This is a genomic window from Castellaniella sp. GW247-6E4, from assembly GCF_040276065.1.
Classification (GTDB): Bacteria; Pseudomonadota; Gammaproteobacteria; order Burkholderiales; family Burkholderiaceae_B; genus Castellaniella.
Genome location: NZ_JBELOI010000002.1, coordinates 49,331 through 69,075 on the forward strand (window position 1 = coordinate 49,331; position 19,745 = coordinate 69,075).

The window sequence follows — 19,745 nt, forward strand, 5'->3', positions numbered from 1 at the left end:
CCCGTCCCGGCATCGCCGGGACGGGGGTGGGCCTTAAGCCTTGGCGGCCTGTTCGGCCTTTTTGGTTTGGCGCCAGTGGTGCAGCAGGGGCTCGGTGTAGCCGTTGGGCTGCTCCAGTCCCTTGAAGACCAGATCGCAGGCCGCCTTGAAGGCGCACGAGGTGTCGAAATGACCGCCCATGGGCTCGTAGAGCGGGTCGCCGGCGTTTTGTTTGTCGACCACCGTGGCCATGCGGCGCATGGTCTGCTCGACTTGCTCGCGCGTGGCGATCCCGTGCAGCAGCCAGTTGGCGATGTGCTGGCTCGAGATTCGCAAGGTGGCGCGGTCCTCCATCAGGCCGACATCATGGATGTCGGGCACTTTGGAGCAACCCACGCCCTGGTCGATCCAGCGCACGACATAGCCCAGGATGCCTTGGGCGTTGTTGTCGAGTTCTTGCTGGATTTGCTCGGGCGTCCAGTCCGGCTGGAGGGCCACGGGCACCGTCAGGATGCGGTCGAGAAAGTCCTCGTGGCGGCTTTCCAGGGATTTTTGGACCTCGACCACGTCGACCTGGTGGTAATGCAGCGCGTGCAGAGCGGCGGCGGTGGGCGAAGGCACCCAGGCCGTGTTGCCGCCGGCCTGGACGTGCGCGATCTTTTGTTCGAGCATCGCGGCCATCAGATCGGGCATGGCCCACATGCCCTTGCCGATCTGGGCATGGCCACGCAGGCCGCATTCGAGGCCGGTCTGGACGTTGTTCCGCTCGTAGGCATCGATCCATTCGCGGGTCTTCATGTCGCCCTTGCGCACCATGGCGCCGGCGCGCATGGAGGTATGGATTTCGTCGCCGGTGCGGTCCAGGAAGCCCGTGTTGATGAACACGACGCGCTCGGTGGCCGCGGCGATGCAGGCCTTGAGGTTGATGCTGGTGCGGCGCTCTTCGTCCATGATGCCCATCTTGATCGTGTTGGGCTCCAGGCCCAGCAGGGCCTCGGTGCGGGCGAAGATCTCGCTGGCGAAGGCCACCTCGTCGGGGCCGTGCATTTTGGGCTTGACCACGTAGATCGAGCCGCTGCGGGAGTTCTTGCGCGCCTTGAGGTCATGGATCGCGGCGAGCGAGGTCATGACGGCGTCGAGGATGCCCTCGGGGATTTCCTGGCCCTGCGCATCGAGGATGGCGGGGTTGGTCATCAGGTGGCCGACATTGCGCACGAACATCAGCGAGCGACCGTGCAGGGTTGCGGCGCTGCCGTCCAGGGCGGTGTACTGCCGATCGTCGTTGAGGCGGCGAGTGAAGGTCTTGCCGTCCTTGGTCAGGTCCTCGGTGAGCGTGCCCTTCATCAGGCCCAGCCAGTTGTAGTAGGCCAGAACCTTGTCCTCGGCATCGACAGCCGCCACCGAGTCCTCGCAGTCCATGATGGTCGTCAGGGCCGCCTCGACAATGACATCCTTGATGTGGGCGGCATCGGTCTTGCCGATGGGGTGGGTGGCGTCGAACAGCACCTCGAAGCGCAGGCCGTTGTGAGACAGCACCAGCGCCTCGGGCCGGGCCGCATCGCCGCGGTATCCGAGCAGCGCCCGGGTGTCGGCCAGGCCGGTGGTCCGGCCATCGGCCAGGGTCACGCGCAGGGCACCCTCGGCCACGGTGTAGTTGGTGGCGTTGCGGTGCGAGCCTTGGGCGAGGGGGATGCTGTCGTCCAGGAACTGCCGCGCAAAGGCGATGACCTTGGCACCGCGCACCGGGTTGTAGCTGCCCGAACGGGCCGCGCCGCCGTCATCCGAGATGGCGTCGGTGCCGTACAGGGCGTCGTAGAGGCTGCCCCAGCGCGCGTTGGCGGCGTTCAGGGCGTAGCGGGCGTTCATGACGGGCACGACCAACTGGGGGCCCGCCTGCTCGGTGATTTCCGTATCGACGTTCGCGGTGGTGACGGTGACCTTTGCGGGCGCGTCCTTGAGGTAGCCGATATCCTTGAGGAAAGCGCGGTAGGCGGCCGGATCGGCGATGGCGCCCGGATGCTGTCCATACCAGTCGTCGAGTGCGGCTTGCAGGCGGCCGCGCTCGGCGAGCAAGGCGTGATTCCTGGGCGTCAAATCATTGATGATCCCGGCGAACCCCTTCCAGAAGGCATCGGCTTGCAGGCCGGTGCCGGGGATGGCCTCTTGTTCGACGAAACGGTGCAGCACGGCTGCAACCTGGAGCCCGTGGCAGGTGATGCGGTCAGTCATGATAATCCTAGAGAGTTAAAGCATTTAGGGCCTTGAAGGATTGTACAAGGTCTTATATAAGATTATAGGCGGTCTTCGGCGGCCAACATCCGCAGGACGGCATCGCGTTTTTTCAACAGATGCTCGCGCAGGATCGAGGCCAGGCCTTCGCCGTCGCGCGCCTCCAGGGCCTTGATCATGCCGCTGTGTTCCTCTACCGCCTTGTCCCATTTGGCCTGCTGAAGGTTGGAGCGAAAGCGCAAGGCCTGGAGGCGGCGGTTGGTCGCGACGTAGATTTGGCGCAGCGCGGTGTTGCGCGCCGCCAGGTTGATCCTGTCGTGGATCTCGTGGTTTTTGGCGTAATAGCCCGGCAGGTCTTTCTGCGCGTGGCAGGCCAGCATGGTGTAGTGCAGGGCCTTGAGCTCGGCGAGTTCGGCCGGGGTGATGCGTTCGCAGGCCAGCAGGCCCGAAAACGCCTCCAGGCCGCCCATGAGTTCGAACATCTCGCGGATCTCGGCCTCGGACATGCGGAACACGGAGGCGCCCCGGTTGGGCGTGATGTCCACGAGCCCTTCGGCGGCCAGCACCTTGAGCGCCTCGCGCAGCGGCGTGCGGGAAATGCCCAAGGTGTCGCACAGCTCGCGTTCGTTGAGTTTGGTGCCCGGAGGCAGGACCCCTTCGACGATGTAGTTGCGCAGGTGCTCCACGACGGTGTCGTGCAGCCGCAAGCGCGCCACCCTGGGCAACTGGCCGGGTGATGAGGTCTCAGGTGTTTCTGTGATATTTTGCATACATAAATAAAAAGCCTTGGCCGACTACCACTATGTTACCTGAACGGGATCATTTAGTGAAGTATTTTGAATTCAAAATTCAATATGGCCATCCGCCCCCATGGAATGTCCGGAGAATCAAGCGTCCGGCACCTGCGCGATGTGCAGCAGGTTCGTGCTGCCGCTGTGCCCGAACGGCAGACCGGCGATCACGATGATCGTGTCCTTGGCCGCCGCGAGTCCGGATTGCCGCACGGCCGCCGTCGCGCGGGCGATCATTTCGCTGGGTTCGGCGAGCTGCTCCGGAAAGTGCATGGGGTGCACACCCCAGGCCAAGGCGAGACGGCGGGCGGTGCCCACGGCCGGAGTCAGGGCCAGAATCGGCGTGGATGGACGTTCACGGCTGGCGCGCAGCGCGCTGAAACCCGAGGTCGTGTAGGCGACGGTCGCGGCCGGGGCCAGCAGCTCGGCCACCTGCCGCAGGGCGCGGCAGATGGCGTCGGGCGTGTTGGGCCGGGCGGGACTGTGGCTGGCGTCCAGGCCGGCGCGCCAGGACGGGTCCTGCTCGACCTCGTGGATGATGTGCTCCATGATGGTGACAGCCTCGACCGGATATTGCCCCGATGCCGATTCGGCGGACAGCATCACCGCGTCGGCCCCGCTGTAGATCGCGGTGGCGACGTCCGAGGCCTCGGCGCGGGTGGGCACCGGCGCGCTGGTCATGGATTCCAGCATCTGGGTGGCGACCACCACGGGCTTGCCGGCGGCGCGCGCGTGCCGCACGATGCGCTGCTGCAGAATCGGGACCCGCTGGGCGGGCAGCTCCACGCCGAGATCCCCGCGCGCGACCATGAGGCCATCGGCCTGCTCGATGATGGCGTCCAGGTGCTCGATGGCCGCGGGTTTTTCGAGCTTGGCCATGATCCAGGCCTGATCGCCGATGAGGGCGCGCGCCTCGGCGATGTCCTCGGGTCGCTGCACGAACGACAGGGCGACCCAGTCCACGCCCAGCGACAGGCCGAAGGCCAGGTCGTCGCGGTCTTTGGGCGTCAGGGGTGAGATCGGCAAAATGACGCCGGGCACGTTGACGCCCTTGCGATCCGAGAGCGGGCCGCCCACCAGCACGGTGGTTTCGGCGAAGTCCGGGCCGTGGCGCTCGACGCGCAGGCGCAGCTTGCCGTCGTCCAGCAGCAAGTCGGTGCCCGTTTCCAGGGCGGCGAAGATTTCGGGGTGCGGCAGGTTGGCGCGATCGGGGCCGCCCTGCTCCGGGTTCAAGTCCAGGCGAAAGGGCTGGCCGGCCTGCAGGGTGGTCTTGCCGCCGTCGATGCGGCCGATGCGCAGCTTTGGCCCTTGCAGGTCCATGAGGATGCCGATCGGGCGGCCGAGCGCCTGCTCGAGCTCGCGGATCGCCCGGTGGCGGGCGGCGTGATCCTCATGGCTGCCGTGGCTGAAGTTCAGGCGGAAGACGTCGGCGCCGGCCTGGGCCAGGGCGCGGATCCGCTCGGGCGAGGAACTGGCCGGGCCGAGTGTCGCCAGGATGCGGGCGCGGCGCGGCCCGCTCATGCCCGCGCCCTGCTGGTCGTGTGCCGTGCGTCTCTAATGGGCGGGACTCGAAGCGTCTTCATCGGAAAGTCTCCTGTGGGCGACAGTGCGCTTGTCAAAGGACCAGGATGGCCCGGAAATCGTTCACGTTCGTCAGGGTGGGCCCGGTGACCAGCGAGTCGCCGAGCTGCTCGAAGAATCCATGTCCGTCGTTGTCGTCCAAGTGGGCGCGCGGCGGCATGCCCAGCGCCCAGGCGCGCGCCAGGGAGTCGGGTTCAATCAGGGCACCGGCGATTTCCTCGACGCCGTCGACACCGTCGGTGTCGCCCGCCAACGCATGGACGTCCCGGGCGCCATCCAGGGTGATGGCCAGGGACAGCAGGAATTCGACATTGCGGCCGCCGCGCCCCTGGCCACGCACGGTGACCGTGGTTTCGCCGCCCGACAGCAGGACGCAGGGCGCGGGCACCGGCTGGTCGTGATCGCGGACCTGGAGGGCGATGCCGCCCAGGACCTTGCCCACGTCGCGTGCCTCGCCTTCGATGCGGTCGCCCAGCAGCACCGGGGCCACACCGGCGTCGCGGGCGACCGCGGCGGCGGCCTCGAGGGCCATCTGTGGGGTAGCGATGAAATGTGTGTCGACCTTGGCCAGGCGGGGATCGCCGGGCTTGATGGTTTCCCCGGCGCCCGATTCCAGCAGGGTCCGCGCGGCGGGGGGCAGGGTGATGCCGTAGCGCCGGACGATGTCCAGGGCGTCGGCGCAGGTGCTGGGATCGGCGACGGTCGGCCCCGAGGCGATGTCGGCCGCCTGGTCGCCGGGCACGTCCGAGATCAGCAGGTTGACCACCCGCGCGGGGGCACAGGCCGCGGCCAGGCGACCGCCCTTGATGGCCGAGAGGTGCCGACGCACGCAGTTCATCTCGGAGATCGTGGCGCCGGATTTCAGCAGCGCCCGGTTGATGTCCTGCTTGTCCCGCAGGGTGACGCCCTCGGCGGGCATGGGCAATAACGACGAGCCGCCGCCCGAGATCAGGCAGATCACCAGATCGTCGGCCGATAGGCCGGCAACCCGCTCGAGGAGCCGGAGCGCGGCGATCGAACCCGCCTCGTCGGGCACCGGATGGGCCGCTTCGATGATCTCGATGTGCTCGCAGGGCACCGCGTAGCCGTAGCGCGTGACCACCAGCCCCTCGAGGGGACCGGGCCAGTGGCGCTCGAGGGCTTGCGCCATGGCGGCCGAAGCCTTGCCGGCGCCGATGACGAGTGTGCGGCCCTTGGGTGGCGCGGGCAGGAAACGAGCGATGCAGTGCTCGGGCTGGGCCGCCTGCACGGCGGCGGTGAACATGCGGGTCAGGAGGTCGCGGGGCGTCGAGGTCATGGTGTGCGTCTGGCCGTTTCGAGGATACCTGGCGGGCATGCCCGCCGGGGACAGCTTACTGTCCAATCTCGAAGTTCGCCATGATTTCCAGCGCGCGGACCATACCCGAGTGATCCCAGGCGGCGCCGTCATGGGCCGCGCAGGCGTTGAACAGCTCCTGGGCGACGGCGGTGCTGGGCAGCGACAGGCCGAGCTGGCGCGCGGTCGAGAGCGCCAGGTTCAGATCCTTTTGGTGCAGCTCGATACGGAAGCCCGGGTCAAAACTGCGCTTGATCATGCGCTCGCCATGGACCTCGAGGATGCGCGAGCTGGCGAAGCCGCCCATCAGCGCCTGGCGGACCTTGGCCGGATCCGCGCCCGCCTTGGATGCCAGCAGCAGGGCCTCGCCCACGGCCTCGATCGTGAGGGCCACGATGATCTGGTTGGCGACCTTGGTGGTCTGGCCGTCGCCGTTGCCGCCGACCAGGGTCACGTTCTTGCCCATCAGATCGAACAGCGGCTTGACGGTGTCGAAGGCCGCCTGGCTGCCGCCGACCATGATGGTCAGGCTGGCGGCCTTGGCGCCCACCTCGCCGCCCGAGACCGGCGCGTCCAGGTATTCGCAGCCCAGCGCATTGATGCGGGCGGCGAACTCCTTGGTGGCCATCGGCGAGATCGAGCTCATGTCGACGACGATCTTGCCTTTGGACAGGCCGGCCGCGACGCCGTGCTCGTGAAACAGCACGGCCTCGACGTCGGGCGTATCGGGCACCATCACGATGATGATGTCCGAGGCCTTGGCCACCTCGGCGGCGCTCGCCGCGACGCGGGCGCCCGCGTCCAGCAGGCCTTGCGGCGCCTTGCGGCGGGTGTGGACGGTGAGGGCATGACCGCCCCCGATGAGGTTGGCGGCCATGGGGGTGCCCATGATGCCCAGTCCGATGAAGCCGATCTTGGCCATGTGAAATGCTCCTGTGAGAGTTGCGAGGGTGAGGGTCGCGTGATCGGGGCCCGGTCTTCAGGCGCCCATGGCCTGGATCCAGCCCAGGCCGTCCCGGGTGGCGCCGGCGGGTTTGTATTCGCAGCCGATCCAGCCTTCATAGCCCGCGCGGTCGATGTGGCGCAACAGCCAGGGGTAGTGGATCTCGCCGGTGCCTGGCTCGTTGCGTCCGGGGTTGTCGGCCAACTGGATGTGGCCGATGCGCGCAAGGTTGCGGCTGATGGTGGACGCCAGCTCGCCTTCCATGCGCTGGGCGTGGTAGATGTCGTACTGCACCTTCAGGTTGGGCGACCCCACCTCGTCGAGGATCGCCAGGGCCTGGTCGGTGCGGTTGAGGAAAAATCCTGGGATGTCATAGGTGTTGATGGGTTCGATCAGCAGGCGGATGCCGGCGTCGGCCAGGCGCGGCGCGGCGTAGCGCAGGTTCTCGACGAAGGTCTGGCGCGCCTGCTCGGCGCTCACGCCCTCGGGAACCTTGCCTGCCAGGCAGTTGACCTGGGGGCAGCCCAGCGCCGTGGCGTATTCGATGGCGTGGTCCACGCCCTCCTGGAATGCCTTGCCGCGCCCCGGGTGACAGGCGATGCCGCGCTCGCCGCCGCCCCAGTCGCCCGCAGGCAGGTTGTGCAGCACCTGGACCAGGCCGTTGTCCCGCAGGCGGGCGGCCAGCTCGCGCTTGTCGTAGGCGTAGGGGAACAGGTATTCCACGCCCTTGAAACCGGCCTGGGCGGCGGCCTGGAAGCGGTCGAGGAAATCGATCTCGGTGAAGAGCATCGACAGGTTGGCGGCGAATTTCGGCATATGCGGCTCCAGTGTCTTTCGTTCAGTCAAATCATTCAATCCAGCAGGGTCATGGCGGTGGGGGCGTCGGCTCCGTGCGCGGCCAACTCCTCGAACTCGTTGATCGCATTGATCTCGTTGCCCATGGAGATGTTCGTGATGCGTTCGAGGATGAACTCGATCACGACCGGCACGGAAAATTCCGCGATCCACGCGCGGGCCTGCGCAATGGCCGGCTGGATGTCCTCGACGCGCTTGACGCGGATCGCCTTGCAGCCCAGGCCTTCGGCGACCTTGACGTGGTCCACGCCGTAGCCGTCGGTTTCCGGCGCATTGATGTTGTCGAAGGATAGCTGGACGCAGTAGTCCATGTCGAAGCCGCGCTGCGATTGGCGGATCAGCCCCAGGTATGCATTATTCACCACGATGTGGATGTAGGGCAGCTTGAATTGCGCGCCCACGGCCAGCTCTTCGATCATGAACTGGAAGTCGTAGTCGCCCGACAGCGCGACGATCTCGTCGCCGGTGCCCGCGGCGACCACGCCCAGCGCGGCCGGCACCGTCCATCCCAGCGGGCCCGCCTGGCCGGCGTTGATCCAATGGCGCGGTTTGTAGACGTGCAGGAACTGGGCCGCCGCGATCTGCGACAAGCCGATGGTGGTGACGTAGCGCACGTCCTGGCCGAAGGCCTTGTTCATTTCCTCGTAGACGCGTTGGGGCTTGAGCGGCGAGACGTCAAAGTGCGTTTTGCGCTGCATCGATGTCTCGCCCTTGCGCGCCCGGCATTCCGCGGCCCAGGCGCCGCGCTCGCGCAGGGTTCCCGCGGCCGCGAGCCTGCGGGCCTCCTCGATCATCAGGTCCAGCGCCGCGCCGGCGTCCGAGGCGATGCCGAAGTCGGGTCCGAAGACCTTGCCGATCTGGGTCGGGTCCACGTCGATGTGCACGAAGCGGCGGCCTTCGGTGTAGACCTGCGTCGAGCCGGTATGGCGGTTCGCCCAGCGGTTGCCGATCCCCATCACGAAGTCCGAGGCGAGCAGGCTGGCGTTGCCGTAGCGGTGTGCCGTCTGCAGTCCGGCCATGCCGGCCATCAAGGGGTGATCGTCGGGGATCACGCCCCAACCCATCAGCGTCGGGATCACAGGCACGCCGGTCAGCTCGGCGAAGGTTTGCAGCTTGTCGGCCGCATCCGCGCTGAAGATCCCGCCGCCGGCCACCAGTACCGGGCGCTCGGCGGTATTGAGCATGGCCACGGCCTTGGCCGCCTGTGCCGGGGTCGCGGCCGGCCTGTAGACCGGCAGCGGCTCGTAGGTTTCCAGGTCGAACTCGATCTCGGCCATCTGCACGTCGAAGGGCAGGTCCACCAGCACCGGGCCGGGGCGGCCCGAGCGCATGACGTGGAACGCCTGCTGGAGGATGCGGGGCACAAGCTCGGGCTCGCGCGCCATGACGGCCCACTTGGTCACCGGCTTGGCGATCGCCTCGATATCGACCGCCTGGAAGCTCTCTTTGTGGAGTTGCGCGCGGGGGGCCTGGCCGGTGATGCACAGGATCGGAATCGAATCCCCCGAGGCCGAGTACAGGCCGGTGATCATGTCCGTGCCGGCGGGGCCCGAGGTGCCCAGGCAGACTCCGATATTGCCCGGCTTGGCGCGGGTATAGCCTTCGGCCATGTGCGAGGCGCCTTCGACGTGGCGCGCCAGGATGTGCTGGAAGCCGCCATGCTTGCGCAGCGCCGAATACAGCGGATTGATGGCCGCGCCGGGTACGCCGAACAGGGTCGTGATCCCTTCTTTCCAGAGGACCGCGGCGGCGGCGTCGACTGCTCTCATACGGGCCATGGTTGCTGCTCCTTTGATCGGTTGAACGTTCGAGGTTGCTGTCAGAATAAGGAAAACCCCGATGCCCAGGAATCCCAGGTTTTCTCCTTTCTATCGGTACTATAAGTATTTGATGGATTGATTCCCGGGATACACCAGCAGATGGCGGTGGCGCTATGATCGCTGGCGAATAATCAATGTTTCCAAAGAGAACGTCCGGAATCCACACCGGCGCGCGAGGCGGGAGGCAGCCATGAGTCGCTATACCGAGATACGCAGTTTTGTATTGATTGCTGAAAAAGGCAGCTTTGCAGCGGCCGCCCTGGCCGAGTCGGTGACGCCGGTGATCATGGGGCGGCGCCTGACCGCGCTCGAGCGGCGGCTGGGCGTGCAGCTGATGCACCGGTCCACGCGCGGCCTCGTGCTGACGGACCTGGGGGAGCGCTACCTCGAGCAATGCCAGCAGCTCATCCAGGACTTCGACGCGGCCGATGCCAGCATCACGGCCCGGCGCCGATCCCTGGCCGGCCATCTGGTGGTGTCGGCGCCGGCCTCGTTCGGGCGCCAGCATGTCGCGCCGCATGCGGCGGCCTTCCAGGCGCGCTATCCCGATCTGCGTTTATCGTTCAACTTCACCGACAGCGTGGTGGACCTGGTGCGCGAGGGCTACGACATGGCGATCCGGATCGGCGAGGTGACCGATCCGAATTACGTTGCCGTGCGCTTGTACCCCAATCGCCGCGTGGTATGCGGGACACCTGAGTATTTCAATCGGTATGGCGTGCCGCGGGTGCCCGAGGATCTGGCGGGCCACAACTGCCTGGCCTTCAACCTGCAGGGTGGTCAGCACCGGGGCTGGACCTTCGTGCGCGAGGGCCGGCCTTTTGCCGTGCGGGTCAGGGGCTGCCTGGCCTGCAACGATGGCGAACTGCTGTACGATTGGGTGCGTCAGGGCCTGGGCATCGGCTGGCGATCCACCTGGGAGATCCAGCGCGAGCTCAAGCGCGGCGAGCTGGTGACCGTGCTCGACGACTTCGCGCTGCCTGCCTACGATATCCAGGCCGTCTATCCGCAGCAGCGCTACTTGCCCGCCAAAGTGCGGTACTTTATCGATGATCTGCGCGCACACTACCAGCAGCCCGGTTATTGGGAAGGACGAAAAGCATCTTGAAAGACAAATCGTCGGACGTGCGACGTTCGGCCGCAGCGGGCGCGGGCCGGGGCGCCACGCCCACGCGGGCCCAAGGGCGCGAAGCCCGGGCCCGGCGCAATGAGCGCCTGGCCCTGCTCGCGCTGGCCGTGATGGCCCTGATCTGGGGCTATAACTGGGTGGTCCTGAAAAAGGCCCTGGCCTACGTCGGGCCGTTCGGCTTTTCGGCCTTGCGCACGGTGCTGGGCGTTGTGACGCTGTTGTTGATGCTATGGGCGATGCGGCAGTCGATGCGGCAATCGATGGACCTGCGCGGTTGGCTGCGGGTGCTGCTGCTGGGGATCCTGCAGACCGGGGCATTCTCGGTCCTGATGCAGTCCGCCTTGCTGCAGGGCGGCGTGGGCAAGACGTCGATCCTCGTCTACACCATGCCGTTCTGGGTGATTCCGCTGGCCTGGGTGGCCTTTGGCGAGCGCATCCGCGGCCTGCAGTGGCTCGCTTTGGCGATGGCCGTTGGCGGGTTGGTGCTGGTCCTCGAGCCCTGGGGGATGCGCGGCAGCTACCTCAGCGAGGTCCTGGCGATCGGGGCGGGCCTGTCCTGGGGGTTGGCGACCATCGTGGCGAAGTGGATCAAGCGCGACTACGACATGGGTGTGCTGCAGTTGACGACCTGGCAGATGGTGTTCGGTGCCATAGCCTTGTGCGCCGCCGCCTGGGTCGTGCCCGAAAAGCCCATCGACCCGGCACCGTATTTTTATGTCGCCCTCGCCTACAACGCGGTGTTGGCCACCGGCCTGGCGTGGGTCCTGTGGTTGTTCGCCTTGCAGAACCTGTCGGCAAGCATGGCCGGCATGGCGTCCCTGGGTGTGCCCATGGTGGGTGTGTTGTCGGGGTGGCTGGAGCTCGGCGAGCGGCCTGGCGTGTTCGAGCTCTCGGGCATGGTCCTCATCGGCGCGGCGCTCGTGCTGCTCAGCATGCGGGCGGTGAGGCGACGCTGACGAGTCGCGCCCGGCCGCGCGCCAAGGGAATCGCCGGTTATTCCAGCACGGCGTTGCCGTCCAGCGACACGATGTCGCAATTGTCGCCCGGCCCCGCCCGGTCGATGATGAGGAAGTCGGACACCTCGCCCAGCGCCATCAGGGGGTAGTGCCAGGTGCCCGGCGCATAGTTCACGCCCTGGTGCCCCTCGCAGCGAAAGGCCCGCAGGTCTGCGACCGTGGGGGTGGATGCGGGCGGGGCCACCACGACCAGGTAGGGGCGGCCCGACAGGGGGATGAAAGCCTGGCTGCCTTTGGGGTGGCGCTCCATCATGGCGATGGTGAATGGCAGTGCGCGTGGCAACCCGCGGAAAATGGACACGATGGCCCGGCCATCGGCACCCGGCTCGATGCGGGCCAGGTCGTGATAGCGCTCGGTGTTGCCCTCGTTGATGGTGAAGTGCTGGGCGCCATCGTCCGCTTGGATGACGTCGCCATAGGGAGCGAAGGCCTCGCGCGTGAGGGGCTCGGCGATCAGCCGCATGGAAGTGGTGGCAGTCATGAGGGGGCTCCGTAGGGGTCGCCGGCGTCAGCCGGCAAGCAGTGCGTCCAGGCGAAAGCGGGCGATCTGGCCGATCTGGCCGAGACAGGCCGCGAATTCGGCGTCGCGCCCATTGTGCAGCCGTTCCTCGATCGCGTCCATGATTTGATAGCGGCTGCGTCCCTTGACCGCAATGACGAAGGGAAAGCCGAAACGCTCGCGATAGCGGGCGTTCAGGCTGCGCAGGCGGGTCAGTTCGTCCGGACTGCACTGGTCCAGGCCCGCGCCGCGCTGCTCGCTGGTGGAGGCGGTGGTCAGGGTGCCGGCGGCGGCCTCCTTGCCGGCGAGTTCGGGGTGGGCGGCGATCAGGGCGAGCTGTTCGGCCGGATCGGCCGCCAGCATGACGTTCAGCATCGCCCGGTGCAGTTCGTCGACCGTGGCAAAGGGGCGCGCCGCCCAAGCCCGTTCCGGGATCCAGGGCGAATGTTCGAAGATCGCGCCGAGTTCGCGTGTGAATTCGGCCTGTGGCAGTCCGGAGAGTTCGGCCAGCGTCATGGTGGGGGTGGAGGAAATCGTCATGGCGCGAGTGTACGGTGATGCGTGAGCCAAAAGAAGACGGTTGCCGTGTATAAGTGGTATATGCTATCGCGCATTGAACAAAGAGACGTGCGGGAGCGCGGCGGCGTCCGCGCCGAACGGCTCGTGGAGGGCTTATGTCGATACGGCGCGGAAATGAGACGCTCGACACCTACCTGCTCAAGGTATTCTGCATTCTGATGGCCGAGCGCAGCGTGTCGCGCACGGCGCTCAAGCTCAATCAATCCCAGCCGGCCATCAGCGTGGCGCTGAAGAATTTGCGAGCGGTCTTTCACGACCCCCTGCTGGTGCGCGAAAAGAGCGGCATGGTGCCCACCAGCCGGGCGCTGGCCCTCCTCGAGCACGCCAAGGCGGCGCTCGGGGCGATCGACAGCATGCTCGAGGTCGAGGAGGCCTTTGCGCCGGAGCACAGCCGGCAGGTATTCCGGATCGGTTCGCCCGACTACCTGGCGCCGGTGTTCGCCGCAACGGTGGTGGCGCGCTTTCGCCGCGAGGCGCCGCATGCGCGCCTGGTGTTGCACGCGCTGGGGCCGGATTTCGATTTCGAGCAGTCCCTGGCCGAGGGCCGGCTGGATGTGGTGATCGGCAACTGGCCCGAGCCGCCTGATCGCATGCATCTTTCGGTGCTGCTCGAGGACGAGATCGTCTGTCTGATGTCCGCCGGTCATCCGCTGGCCGGGCGCCCGATGAGCCTCGAGGACTTTCGCGCGGCGATGCACGTGGTGCCCACGCCGTATTCCATCAGCCAGCGCGGGATGATCGACACGGTGTTGACCTCGCTGCGCGTCACCCGCACGGAAGTCGTCGAGGCCCAGTCCTTCATGCTGGCCCCTTACCTGCTGCCCGGCACTGACCTGATCTTTACCACCACACGCCATTTCGCGCGCTACTACGCGGGCTTGCTGTCCCTGGCGATCGTCGAGTCGCCGATCGATTTTCCGCCGATGCGCTTCTATCAGCTCTGGCACGCGCGTAATCATCATGCGCCTTCGCATCAATGGTTGCGTCGCCTGCTGACCGATTGCGGCCGCAGCATCCACCCGGCCGCCTAGCCCGTGAGGCTGGCCTGCAGCATGGTCGCCACCCTGGAAACACAGCGGCGCAGCCACACGACCTCGGATGCCGAATGGCTGCGCTGATGCCACAAGAGGTAGAAGCGCATCGGCGGAAAGTCGACGGGCGAGGGCAGGATGGTGATCGGCAGATAGCGCGCGTAGTGTTGCGCGAATTGCCGGCCGGTGGTAAAGACCAGATCCGTGCGCAACAACATGCCGGCGACCTGCCCGAAGTACGGGATCGTCATCTGGATATTGCGGCGCAGACCCTGCGTGGCCAGGTGGCCGTCGATGAAGCTCTGGCGCCGGGAGACATAGGGAAAGGGCGCCAGGTGGGGGATCTCGAGGTATCGCTTGAGGGTGAGGCCGCGCGTGGCCAGGGGATTCTGGCTGCCGATCATGCAGACCACCTCGTCGTCGAACAGGCGCGACATGTGCATGTGCGGCGGGGGCTCGAGCCAGTTGCCGATCACCACGTCCAGGGCGCCGCTCTCGAGGGCGGCGACGTAGTCGAAGTCGGCGTTGATCGGGTGTACGATGAGCTTTGCATGGGGGGCTTCGCGGCGCAGGATTTCGGCGATGTTCGGCAGGAACATCGCGTCCAGGTAGTCGGGGGCGCCCAGGTGGAATTCTCGCAGGGTGGTGGCGGGGGAAAACACGCCCGTCGGCTGCTTGATGCGGTCGATCGCCGCCAGGGCGTCGTTGGCGTGGGCCAGCAGCTCGAGACCCCGCTCGGTGGCCACCATGCCGGTCTTGCCGCGCACCAGGATCGGGTCGCCGGTGATGTCGCGCAGCCGGCGCAGCGAGTTGCTCAGGGCGGGCTGCGACAGACCGAGCTTGATGGCCGCGCGCGACACACTTTGCTCGGTCAGCAGAATCTGCAGGATGCGCAGCAGATGGGCGTCCAGGGGTTCGCGATGTCTTTGCATGGCTCATTATTCCCGCCGCCGGTGGCGGCGTCCATCCCGCCGGGCGGATGCCCGGGGGCTGATAGTGTTCATCATCCCGCGGGAATGGTCCGCGGCCGGTACGATGTTATCTTGAGACGGGACAAGTCTAGACACTAGAAAGGTGCCGATATGGAGACACAGGCGATCCGGTTTCATTACCGAGGCGAGCTGCGCGAGGTGGCCGACCAGCCCACGACCCGCACCGTGCTGCAGTATTTGCGCGAAGACCTGGGGTGCGTGGGGACCAAGGAGGGGTGTGCCGAAGGCGACTGCGGCGCCTGCACCGTGGTGGTGGCCGAGTCCGACGACAGGGGCGGCGTCGCGCTGCGCGCGGTGAACGCCTGTATCCAGTTCTTGCCCACTCTCGACGGCAAGGCGCTGTTCACCGTCGAGGACCTGCGCCTGGCCGATGGCAGCCTGCATCCCGTCCAGCAAGCCATGGTCGATTGTCATGGATCGCAGTGCGGGTTCTGCACACCGGGCTTCGTCATGTCGCTGTGGGGCATGTATCTGACGCACGAGCCCGGCGATCCCGCGCCCTCGCGCGACGAGATCGACGACGTCCTGTCGGGCAATCTGTGCCGCTGCACCGGCTATCAGCCGATTGTGCAGGCCGCCGTCCGGATGGGCGAGGATTATCCTCACGCGCCCTTCGATCGCGAGGGGCTCGCGCGGACGCTCGAGGCCCTGCGGCGCGACGAGACGTTCGCCTATGAGCGCGACGGCCACGTGTTCCATGCGCCGCGCACGCTCGAGCAATTGGCGGCCCTGCGCCTGGAGTATCCAGAGGCGCACATCCTCGCGGGCAGCACGGACGTGGGCTTGTGGGTGACCAAGCAGTTCCGCGACCTGTCCCACCTGATCTACGTCGGCCAGGTGCAGGCGCTGCGCGACATCCACGAGGAAGGCGATGATCTCCTGATCGGCGCCGGCGCGCTGCTGAACGATGCGTACGATGCCCTGGTGGCACGTCTGCCCGAGTTCGCGGAATTTCGCCAGCGCTTTGCCTCGTATCCGATCCGCAATGCGGGGACCCTGGGCGGCAACCTGGCCAATGGCTCGCCGATCGGCGATTCGATGCCGCCGCTGATCGCACTGGGCGCGCGGATCGTGCTGCGTCGTGGTGCGCGGGTGCGCGAGCTGCCGCTCGAGGACTATTACCTGGCCTATCAAAAGAACGCCTCGGAGCCCGGCGAGTTCGTCCAGGGTGTGCGCGTCCCGGTGCGGGTGTCCGGGCGCCGGTTCCGGGTCTACAAGCTGTCCAAGCGCTTCGATCAGGATATCTCGGCGGTATGCGCCGCGTTCGCGGTGACGCTCGATGAGCGCGGCGCGGTTGCGGCGGTGCGCATGGGCTATGGCGGCGTGGCCGCGACCCCCAGCCGGGCGCGCGCGGCCGAGGACGCGCTGCTGGGGCGGCCCTGGGACGAGACGCCCGTGCGCGCCGCCATGGATGCCCTGGCGCGGGACTTCCAGCCGCTCACCGACATGCGCGCGAGCAGCGGCTATCGGATGACCGCCGCGCGCAATCTGCTGTACCGTTTTTATTTGGAAACGGCCCCTGGGGCGCCCCTGGCGGCGCATCAGGTCAATACGGCCGTACTGGCCGGGACCGCCTGAGGAGGTTCGCGATGAACATGCGTATCAATGCGCCCGGCGCTCTCGAACGCCTGGCTATCGGCAATCACCAGATCCCGCGCCCGCGTCCGGGCGAGCCCGCGGCGGGCGCATCCAGCCCCCACGAGTCCGCCGCCTTGCATGTCAGTGGCGAGGCGGTCTACACCGACGACATCCCCGAGCTGCGCGGCACGGTCTACGCGGCCCTGGGCCTGTCGGCCAAGGCGCACGCCCGAGTCGTGTCGATGGACCTCGAGGCGGTGCGCCGCGCGCCGGGAGTGATCGCCGTCTACACCGCGCGCGACCTTCCTGGCGCGAACAACTGCGGCCCGGTGATCCACGACGATCCCCTGTTGGCCGATGGCCTGGTGCAGTACATCGGCCAGCCGCTATTCGTGGTGGTTGCGAGCACGGTGGATGCCGCGCGCCGCGCCGCGCGCCTGGGCGGGATTGAGTACGAGGAGCTGCCCGCGATTCTGACGCCGCGCGAAGCCAAGGCGGAGGGTGCCCGGGTCCTGCCAGACCTCAGGCTATACAATGGTGATCCTGAAAAAGCCCTGGCGACGGCGCCCCACCGCATTCGCGACACCTTCGAGTGCAAGGGCCAGGAGCAGTTCTACCTCGAGGGCCAGATTTCCTATGCCGTCCCGCGCGAGGGTCAGGGCATGCTGGTCTGGTGCTCGACCCAGCACCCCACCGAGATGCAGACCGTGGTCGGCCATGCCCTGGGCTGGCAGGCCCATCAGATCCAGATCGAATGCCGGCGCATGGGCGGCGGATTCGGCGGCAAGGAATCCCAATCGGCGCTGTTCGCCTGCCTGGCGTCGATCTGTGCGCACCTCCTGCGCCGTCCGGTGAAGCTGCGCGTCGATCGCGACGATGATTTCATGATCACCGGCAAGCGCCATGGCTTTTATTACGAGTACGACGTGGGTTTCGACGACGAGGGTCGCATTCTCGGCGTCACGCTCGACATGACCTTGAATTCGGGGTTTTCGGCGGATTTGTCCGAGGCGGTCGCCAGCCGCGCGATCTGCCACTTCGACAATGCCTACTACGTCCCCGATGTCGATCTGCGCGCCATGTGCGGCAAGACCCATACCCAGTCGAATACGGCGTTCCGGGGGTTTGGCGGCCCGCAGGGTGCGCTCGTGATGGAGGTCATCATTGACCGCATCAGCCGCCAATTGGGCAAGGATCCCTTGGACGTGCGGCGGCTGAATTTCTATGGCGTCGGGACGCGCGATGTGACCCCCTACGGGCAGGTCGTCGAGGGCAATCTGCTCGAGCCACTGGTCGGCGAGCTCGAGGCCAGCAGCGACTATCGGGCCCGGCGCGAGGCCGTGCGGGCCTTCAATGCCACGAGCCCCGTCCTCAAGAAAGGCATCGCGCTCACGCCCGTCAAATTCGGCATTTCGTTCAATGTCCCGGCCTTCAACCAGGCGGGTGCGCTGGTGCATATCTATCGCGACGGATCCGTGCTGGTGAATCATGGCGGCACCGAGATGGGCCAGGGCCTGAACACCAAGGTCGCGCAGGTGGTCGCCAACACCCTCGGCCTGGATCTCGAGTGCGTGCGCGTGACTGCGACGGATACCGCCAAGGTCGCCAACACCTCGGCTACTGCGGCCTCGACGGGCACCGACCTCAACGGCAAGGCCGCCGAGGACGCGGCCCTGCGGCTGCGCGCGCGGCTGGCGGATTTCGCGGCGCGCAAGTACGGCGGCAAACCCGAGGAGGTCGCCTTCGCCTACCGCCAGGTCAACGCCAACGGTGCCACCATCGCCTTTGCCGAACTGGTCGACCAGGCCTATTGGGACCGCGTGCAGCTGTGGTCCGACGGTTTCTACAAGACGCCGGGCATCGTCTGGGACAAGGCGACCATGCACGGGCGCCCCTTTTATTACTACGCCTATGGCGCGGCGGTGTCCGAGGTGGTGGTCGATACCTTGACCGGCGAATGGCGGCTGCTGCGCGCCGACCTGCTGCATGATGTCGGCGCCTCGATCAATCCGGCCATCGATCTGGGCCAGGTCGAGGGCGGCTTCATCCAGGGCGTGGGCTGGCTGACCACCGAGGAACTCTGGTGGGACGCGCAGGGCCGCCTCATGACGCACGCGCCGTCCACCTACAAGATCCCCGCGATCAGCGACTGTCCACGCGACTTCCGGGTCAAACTTTTCAAGGCCGGCAACCTCAAAGAGACCGTGCATCGCTCCAAGGCGGTGGGCGAGCCGCCGCTGTTGCTGGGATTCAGCGCCTACAACGCCATCCGCGAGGCGGTGGCGGCGGTGGGCGATGGCCGCGGCGAGCCGGCGCTCAACGCGCCCGCGACCCCGGAGGCCATCCTCCACGCCATCGAGGAGCTGCGGAAACGCGGCGGGACATGATGCATGACTGGATCGACCAGGCCCTCTGGAGCCTCGAGCGCGGGCAGGCGCTGGTGCTCGTCACCGTGGCCTGGGCCCAGGGGTCGACGCCGCGAGAGGCGGGCGCCAAGATGCTGGTGTCCGATCGTCAGCAGTGGTTCACCATCGGTGGCGGCCACCTGGAATGGGTTGCCATCGACGTGGCGCGCAAGCGCCTGCATGCCACGCACGTACCCGATCGCTGGATCGAGCGCCTGCCCCTGGGCCCGTCGCTGGGCCAATGCTGCGGCGGTATGGTCCACCTGCTGTTCGAGCGCCTCGGCGCGGCCGATCAGGGCTGGCTGAGCGATCTGCGCGAGCGCCTGCGCGCGGACTGTGCCGCTGTGCGCGAGGTGGGGCTGGGTGGCGGCGAGACGCAACCGTGGGTGCGCCTGCGGGATGCGCCGCTGGAGCCCGGCGCCGCCTTGCCCGCCAAACTGCTGGCCCAGGACGGGCACGGCCGGCCCTTGTTCGCCGAGGTGATCGCGCCGGCGCCCTTGAACGTGGTCCTGTTCGGCGCGGGTCATGTGGGTCGCGCCCTGGTGCATATCCTGGGTACGCTGCCCTGCCGGGTCACTTGGGTGGACGAGCGCGAGGATCTGTTTCCAGACCTCCTGCCCGCCAATGTCCGCATCGAGGCCACGGACACGCCCGAGGCGGTGATCGACGAGGCGCCGCCCCAGAGCTGCTACCTGATCATGACGCACGATCATGCGCTGGACCAGCGTCTGTGCGAGCAACTCCTGCGCCGCGACGACATTGCGTACTTCGGGTTGATCGGATCCTTGACGAAACGCCGCAAGTTCGAGCATCGCTTCCAGGCGCGCGGCATTTCCGAGGCGCGCTACCAACGCATCGTCTGTCCCATCGGTGAGCCCGGCATCGACGGCAAGCAGCCGGCGGTGATCGCCGTTGCCGTGGCGGCCCAGATCCTGCGCGTTCGCGCCGAGGTGGCGCAGCGCGCCGCCTCGCCTATTATGTGAGCCCGCGCCCGCCGTGCGCC

Annotated in this window: 16 protein-coding genes; 6 read left to right on the forward strand and 10 right to left on the reverse strand. The window is 67.0% G+C overall.

Features of this window, described 5'->3' with window-relative positions; all coding sequences use genetic code 11:
- Positions 1–33 precede the first annotated feature (33 nt).
- The 7 genes from ABS761_RS03395 to gcl form a co-directional block, all read right to left on the reverse strand.
- Positions 34–2,208, reverse strand: coding sequence for a malate synthase G (locus tag ABS761_RS03395; protein ID WP_350406672.1), 2,175 nt, complete (start codon positions 2,206–2,208; stop codon positions 34–36).
- Positions 2,209–2,270: 62 nt separating this feature from the next.
- On the reverse strand, positions 2,271–2,978 hold the full coding sequence (locus ABS761_RS03400) for a GntR family transcriptional regulator (protein WP_350406673.1): 708 nt from the start codon (positions 2,976–2,978) through the stop codon (positions 2,271–2,273).
- Between the two features lie 117 nt (positions 2,979–3,095).
- Positions 3,096–4,520: a pyruvate kinase gene (gene pyk / locus ABS761_RS03405; protein WP_350406674.1), complete on the reverse strand. Its 1,425-nt coding sequence runs from the start codon at positions 4,518–4,520 to the stop codon at positions 3,096–3,098.
- A 94-nt stretch (positions 4,521–4,614) separates the two neighbouring features.
- A complete protein-coding gene (locus tag ABS761_RS03410; RefSeq protein WP_350406675.1) occupies positions 4,615–5,877 on the reverse strand; it encodes a glycerate kinase type-2 family protein in 1,263 nt (420 codons plus the stop codon).
- 55 nt (positions 5,878–5,932) lie between these two features.
- The gene (locus tag ABS761_RS03415; RefSeq protein ID WP_350406676.1) at positions 5,933–6,817 is read right to left on the reverse strand and encodes a 2-hydroxy-3-oxopropionate reductase; all 885 of its coding nucleotides are present in this window, start codon (positions 6,815–6,817) and stop codon (positions 5,933–5,935) included.
- A gap of 57 nt (positions 6,818–6,874) precedes the next feature.
- Entirely contained in the window at positions 6,875–7,654 is a 780-nt protein-coding gene (hyi, locus tag ABS761_RS03420; protein WP_350406677.1) for a hydroxypyruvate isomerase, read from the reverse strand.
- Between the two features lie 35 nt (positions 7,655–7,689).
- Positions 7,690–9,471, reverse strand: coding sequence for a glyoxylate carboligase (gene gcl, locus ABS761_RS03425; RefSeq protein WP_350406678.1), 1,782 nt, complete (start codon positions 9,469–9,471; stop codon positions 7,690–7,692).
- A gap of 232 nt (positions 9,472–9,703) precedes the next feature.
- On the opposite strand from gcl, the gene ABS761_RS03430 reads away from it, so the two are divergent.
- Together ABS761_RS03430 and ABS761_RS03435 are read left to right on the forward strand one after the other, a co-directional pair.
- Entirely contained in the window at positions 9,704–10,621 is a 918-nt protein-coding gene (locus ABS761_RS03430; protein WP_350406679.1) for a LysR family transcriptional regulator, read from the forward strand.
- Positions 10,618–11,598, forward strand: a complete 981-nt coding sequence (locus ABS761_RS03435) for a DMT family transporter (RefSeq protein WP_350406680.1) — start codon at positions 10,618–10,620, stop codon at positions 11,596–11,598. The genes ABS761_RS03430 and ABS761_RS03435 overlap by 4 nt, the downstream gene beginning before the upstream one ends.
- Before the next feature lie 37 nt (positions 11,599–11,635).
- On the opposite strand, the gene ABS761_RS03440 is transcribed toward ABS761_RS03435, so the two are convergent.
- Both ABS761_RS03440 and uraD read right to left on the reverse strand, forming a co-directional pair.
- A complete protein-coding gene (locus ABS761_RS03440) occupies positions 11,636–12,139 on the reverse strand; it encodes an ureidoglycolate lyase (protein ID WP_350406681.1) in 504 nt (167 codons plus the stop codon).
- A gap of 27 nt (positions 12,140–12,166) precedes the next feature.
- Entirely contained in the window at positions 12,167–12,697 is a 531-nt protein-coding gene (gene uraD / locus ABS761_RS03445) for a 2-oxo-4-hydroxy-4-carboxy-5-ureidoimidazoline decarboxylase (RefSeq protein WP_350406682.1), read from the reverse strand.
- Positions 12,698–12,831: 134 nt separating this feature from the next.
- Between uraD and ABS761_RS03450 the strand changes: the two genes are divergently transcribed.
- The gene (locus ABS761_RS03450; protein WP_350406683.1) at positions 12,832–13,767 is read left to right on the forward strand and encodes a LysR substrate-binding domain-containing protein; all 936 of its coding nucleotides are present in this window, start codon (positions 12,832–12,834) and stop codon (positions 13,765–13,767) included.
- On the opposite strand, the gene ABS761_RS03455 is transcribed toward ABS761_RS03450, so the two are convergent.
- Entirely contained in the window at positions 13,764–14,699 is a 936-nt protein-coding gene (locus ABS761_RS03455; RefSeq protein ID WP_350406684.1) for a LysR family transcriptional regulator, read from the reverse strand. The genes ABS761_RS03450 and ABS761_RS03455 overlap by 4 nt on opposite strands.
- Positions 14,700–14,849: 150 nt before the next feature.
- On the opposite strand from ABS761_RS03455, the gene xdhA reads away from it, so the two are divergent.
- From xdhA to xdhC, 3 genes are read left to right on the forward strand one after another with little or no spacing between them, the layout of a single operon-like run.
- On the forward strand, positions 14,850–16,337 hold the full coding sequence (gene xdhA, locus ABS761_RS03460; RefSeq protein ID WP_350406685.1) for a xanthine dehydrogenase small subunit: 1,488 nt from the start codon (positions 14,850–14,852) through the stop codon (positions 16,335–16,337).
- Positions 16,338–16,348: 11 nt separating this feature from the next.
- Positions 16,349–18,724, forward strand: coding sequence for a xanthine dehydrogenase molybdopterin binding subunit (gene xdhB, locus ABS761_RS03465; RefSeq protein WP_350406686.1), 2,376 nt, complete (start codon positions 16,349–16,351; stop codon positions 18,722–18,724).
- A complete protein-coding gene (xdhC, locus tag ABS761_RS03470; RefSeq protein WP_502881383.1) occupies positions 18,724–19,725 on the forward strand; it encodes a xanthine dehydrogenase accessory protein XdhC in 1,002 nt (333 codons plus the stop codon). The genes xdhB and xdhC overlap by 1 nt, the downstream gene beginning before the upstream one ends.
- The last annotated feature ends 20 nt before the right edge of the window (positions 19,726–19,745 follow it).

What these genes read in the sequence shown, in the direction of transcription:
- ABS761_RS03395 (WP_350406672.1), bottom strand. Translation starts at nt 2,208, where the DNA reads ATGACTGACCGCATCACCTGCCACGGGCTCCAGGTTGCAGCCGTGCTG.
- ABS761_RS03400 (WP_350406673.1), bottom strand. Translation starts at nt 2,978, where the DNA reads ATGCAAAATATCACAGAAACACCTGAGACCTCATCACCCGGCCAGTTG.
- pyk (WP_350406674.1), bottom strand. Translation starts at nt 4,520, where the DNA reads ATGAGCGGGCCGCGCCGCGCCCGCATCCTGGCGACACTCGGCCCGGCC.
- ABS761_RS03410 (WP_350406675.1), bottom strand. Translation starts at nt 5,877, where the DNA reads ATGACCTCGACGCCCCGCGACCTCCTGACCCGCATGTTCACCGCCGCC.
- ABS761_RS03415 (WP_350406676.1), bottom strand. Translation starts at nt 6,817, where the DNA reads ATGGCCAAGATCGGCTTCATCGGACTGGGCATCATGGGCACCCCCATG.
- hyi (WP_350406677.1), bottom strand. Translation starts at nt 7,654, where the DNA reads ATGCCGAAATTCGCCGCCAACCTGTCGATGCTCTTCACCGAGATCGAT.
- gcl (WP_350406678.1), bottom strand. Translation starts at nt 9,471, where the DNA reads ATGGCCCGTATGAGAGCAGTCGACGCCGCCGCCGCGGTCCTCTGGAAA.
- ABS761_RS03430 (WP_350406679.1), top strand. Translation starts at nt 9,704, where the DNA reads ATGAGTCGCTATACCGAGATACGCAGTTTTGTATTGATTGCTGAAAAA.
- ABS761_RS03440 (WP_350406681.1), bottom strand. Translation starts at nt 12,139, where the DNA reads ATGACTGCCACCACTTCCATGCGGCTGATCGCCGAGCCCCTCACGCGC.
- uraD (WP_350406682.1), bottom strand. Translation starts at nt 12,697, where the DNA reads ATGACGATTTCCTCCACCCCCACCATGACGCTGGCCGAACTCTCCGGA.
- ABS761_RS03450 (WP_350406683.1), top strand. Translation starts at nt 12,832, where the DNA reads ATGTCGATACGGCGCGGAAATGAGACGCTCGACACCTACCTGCTCAAG.
- ABS761_RS03455 (WP_350406684.1), bottom strand. Translation starts at nt 14,699, where the DNA reads ATGCAAAGACATCGCGAACCCCTGGACGCCCATCTGCTGCGCATCCTG.
- xdhA (WP_350406685.1), top strand. Translation starts at nt 14,850, where the DNA reads ATGGAGACACAGGCGATCCGGTTTCATTACCGAGGCGAGCTGCGCGAG.
- xdhB (WP_350406686.1), top strand. Translation starts at nt 16,349, where the DNA reads ATGAACATGCGTATCAATGCGCCCGGCGCTCTCGAACGCCTGGCTATC.
- xdhC (WP_502881383.1), top strand. Translation starts at nt 18,724, where the DNA reads ATGCATGACTGGATCGACCAGGCCCTCTGGAGCCTCGAGCGCGGGCAG.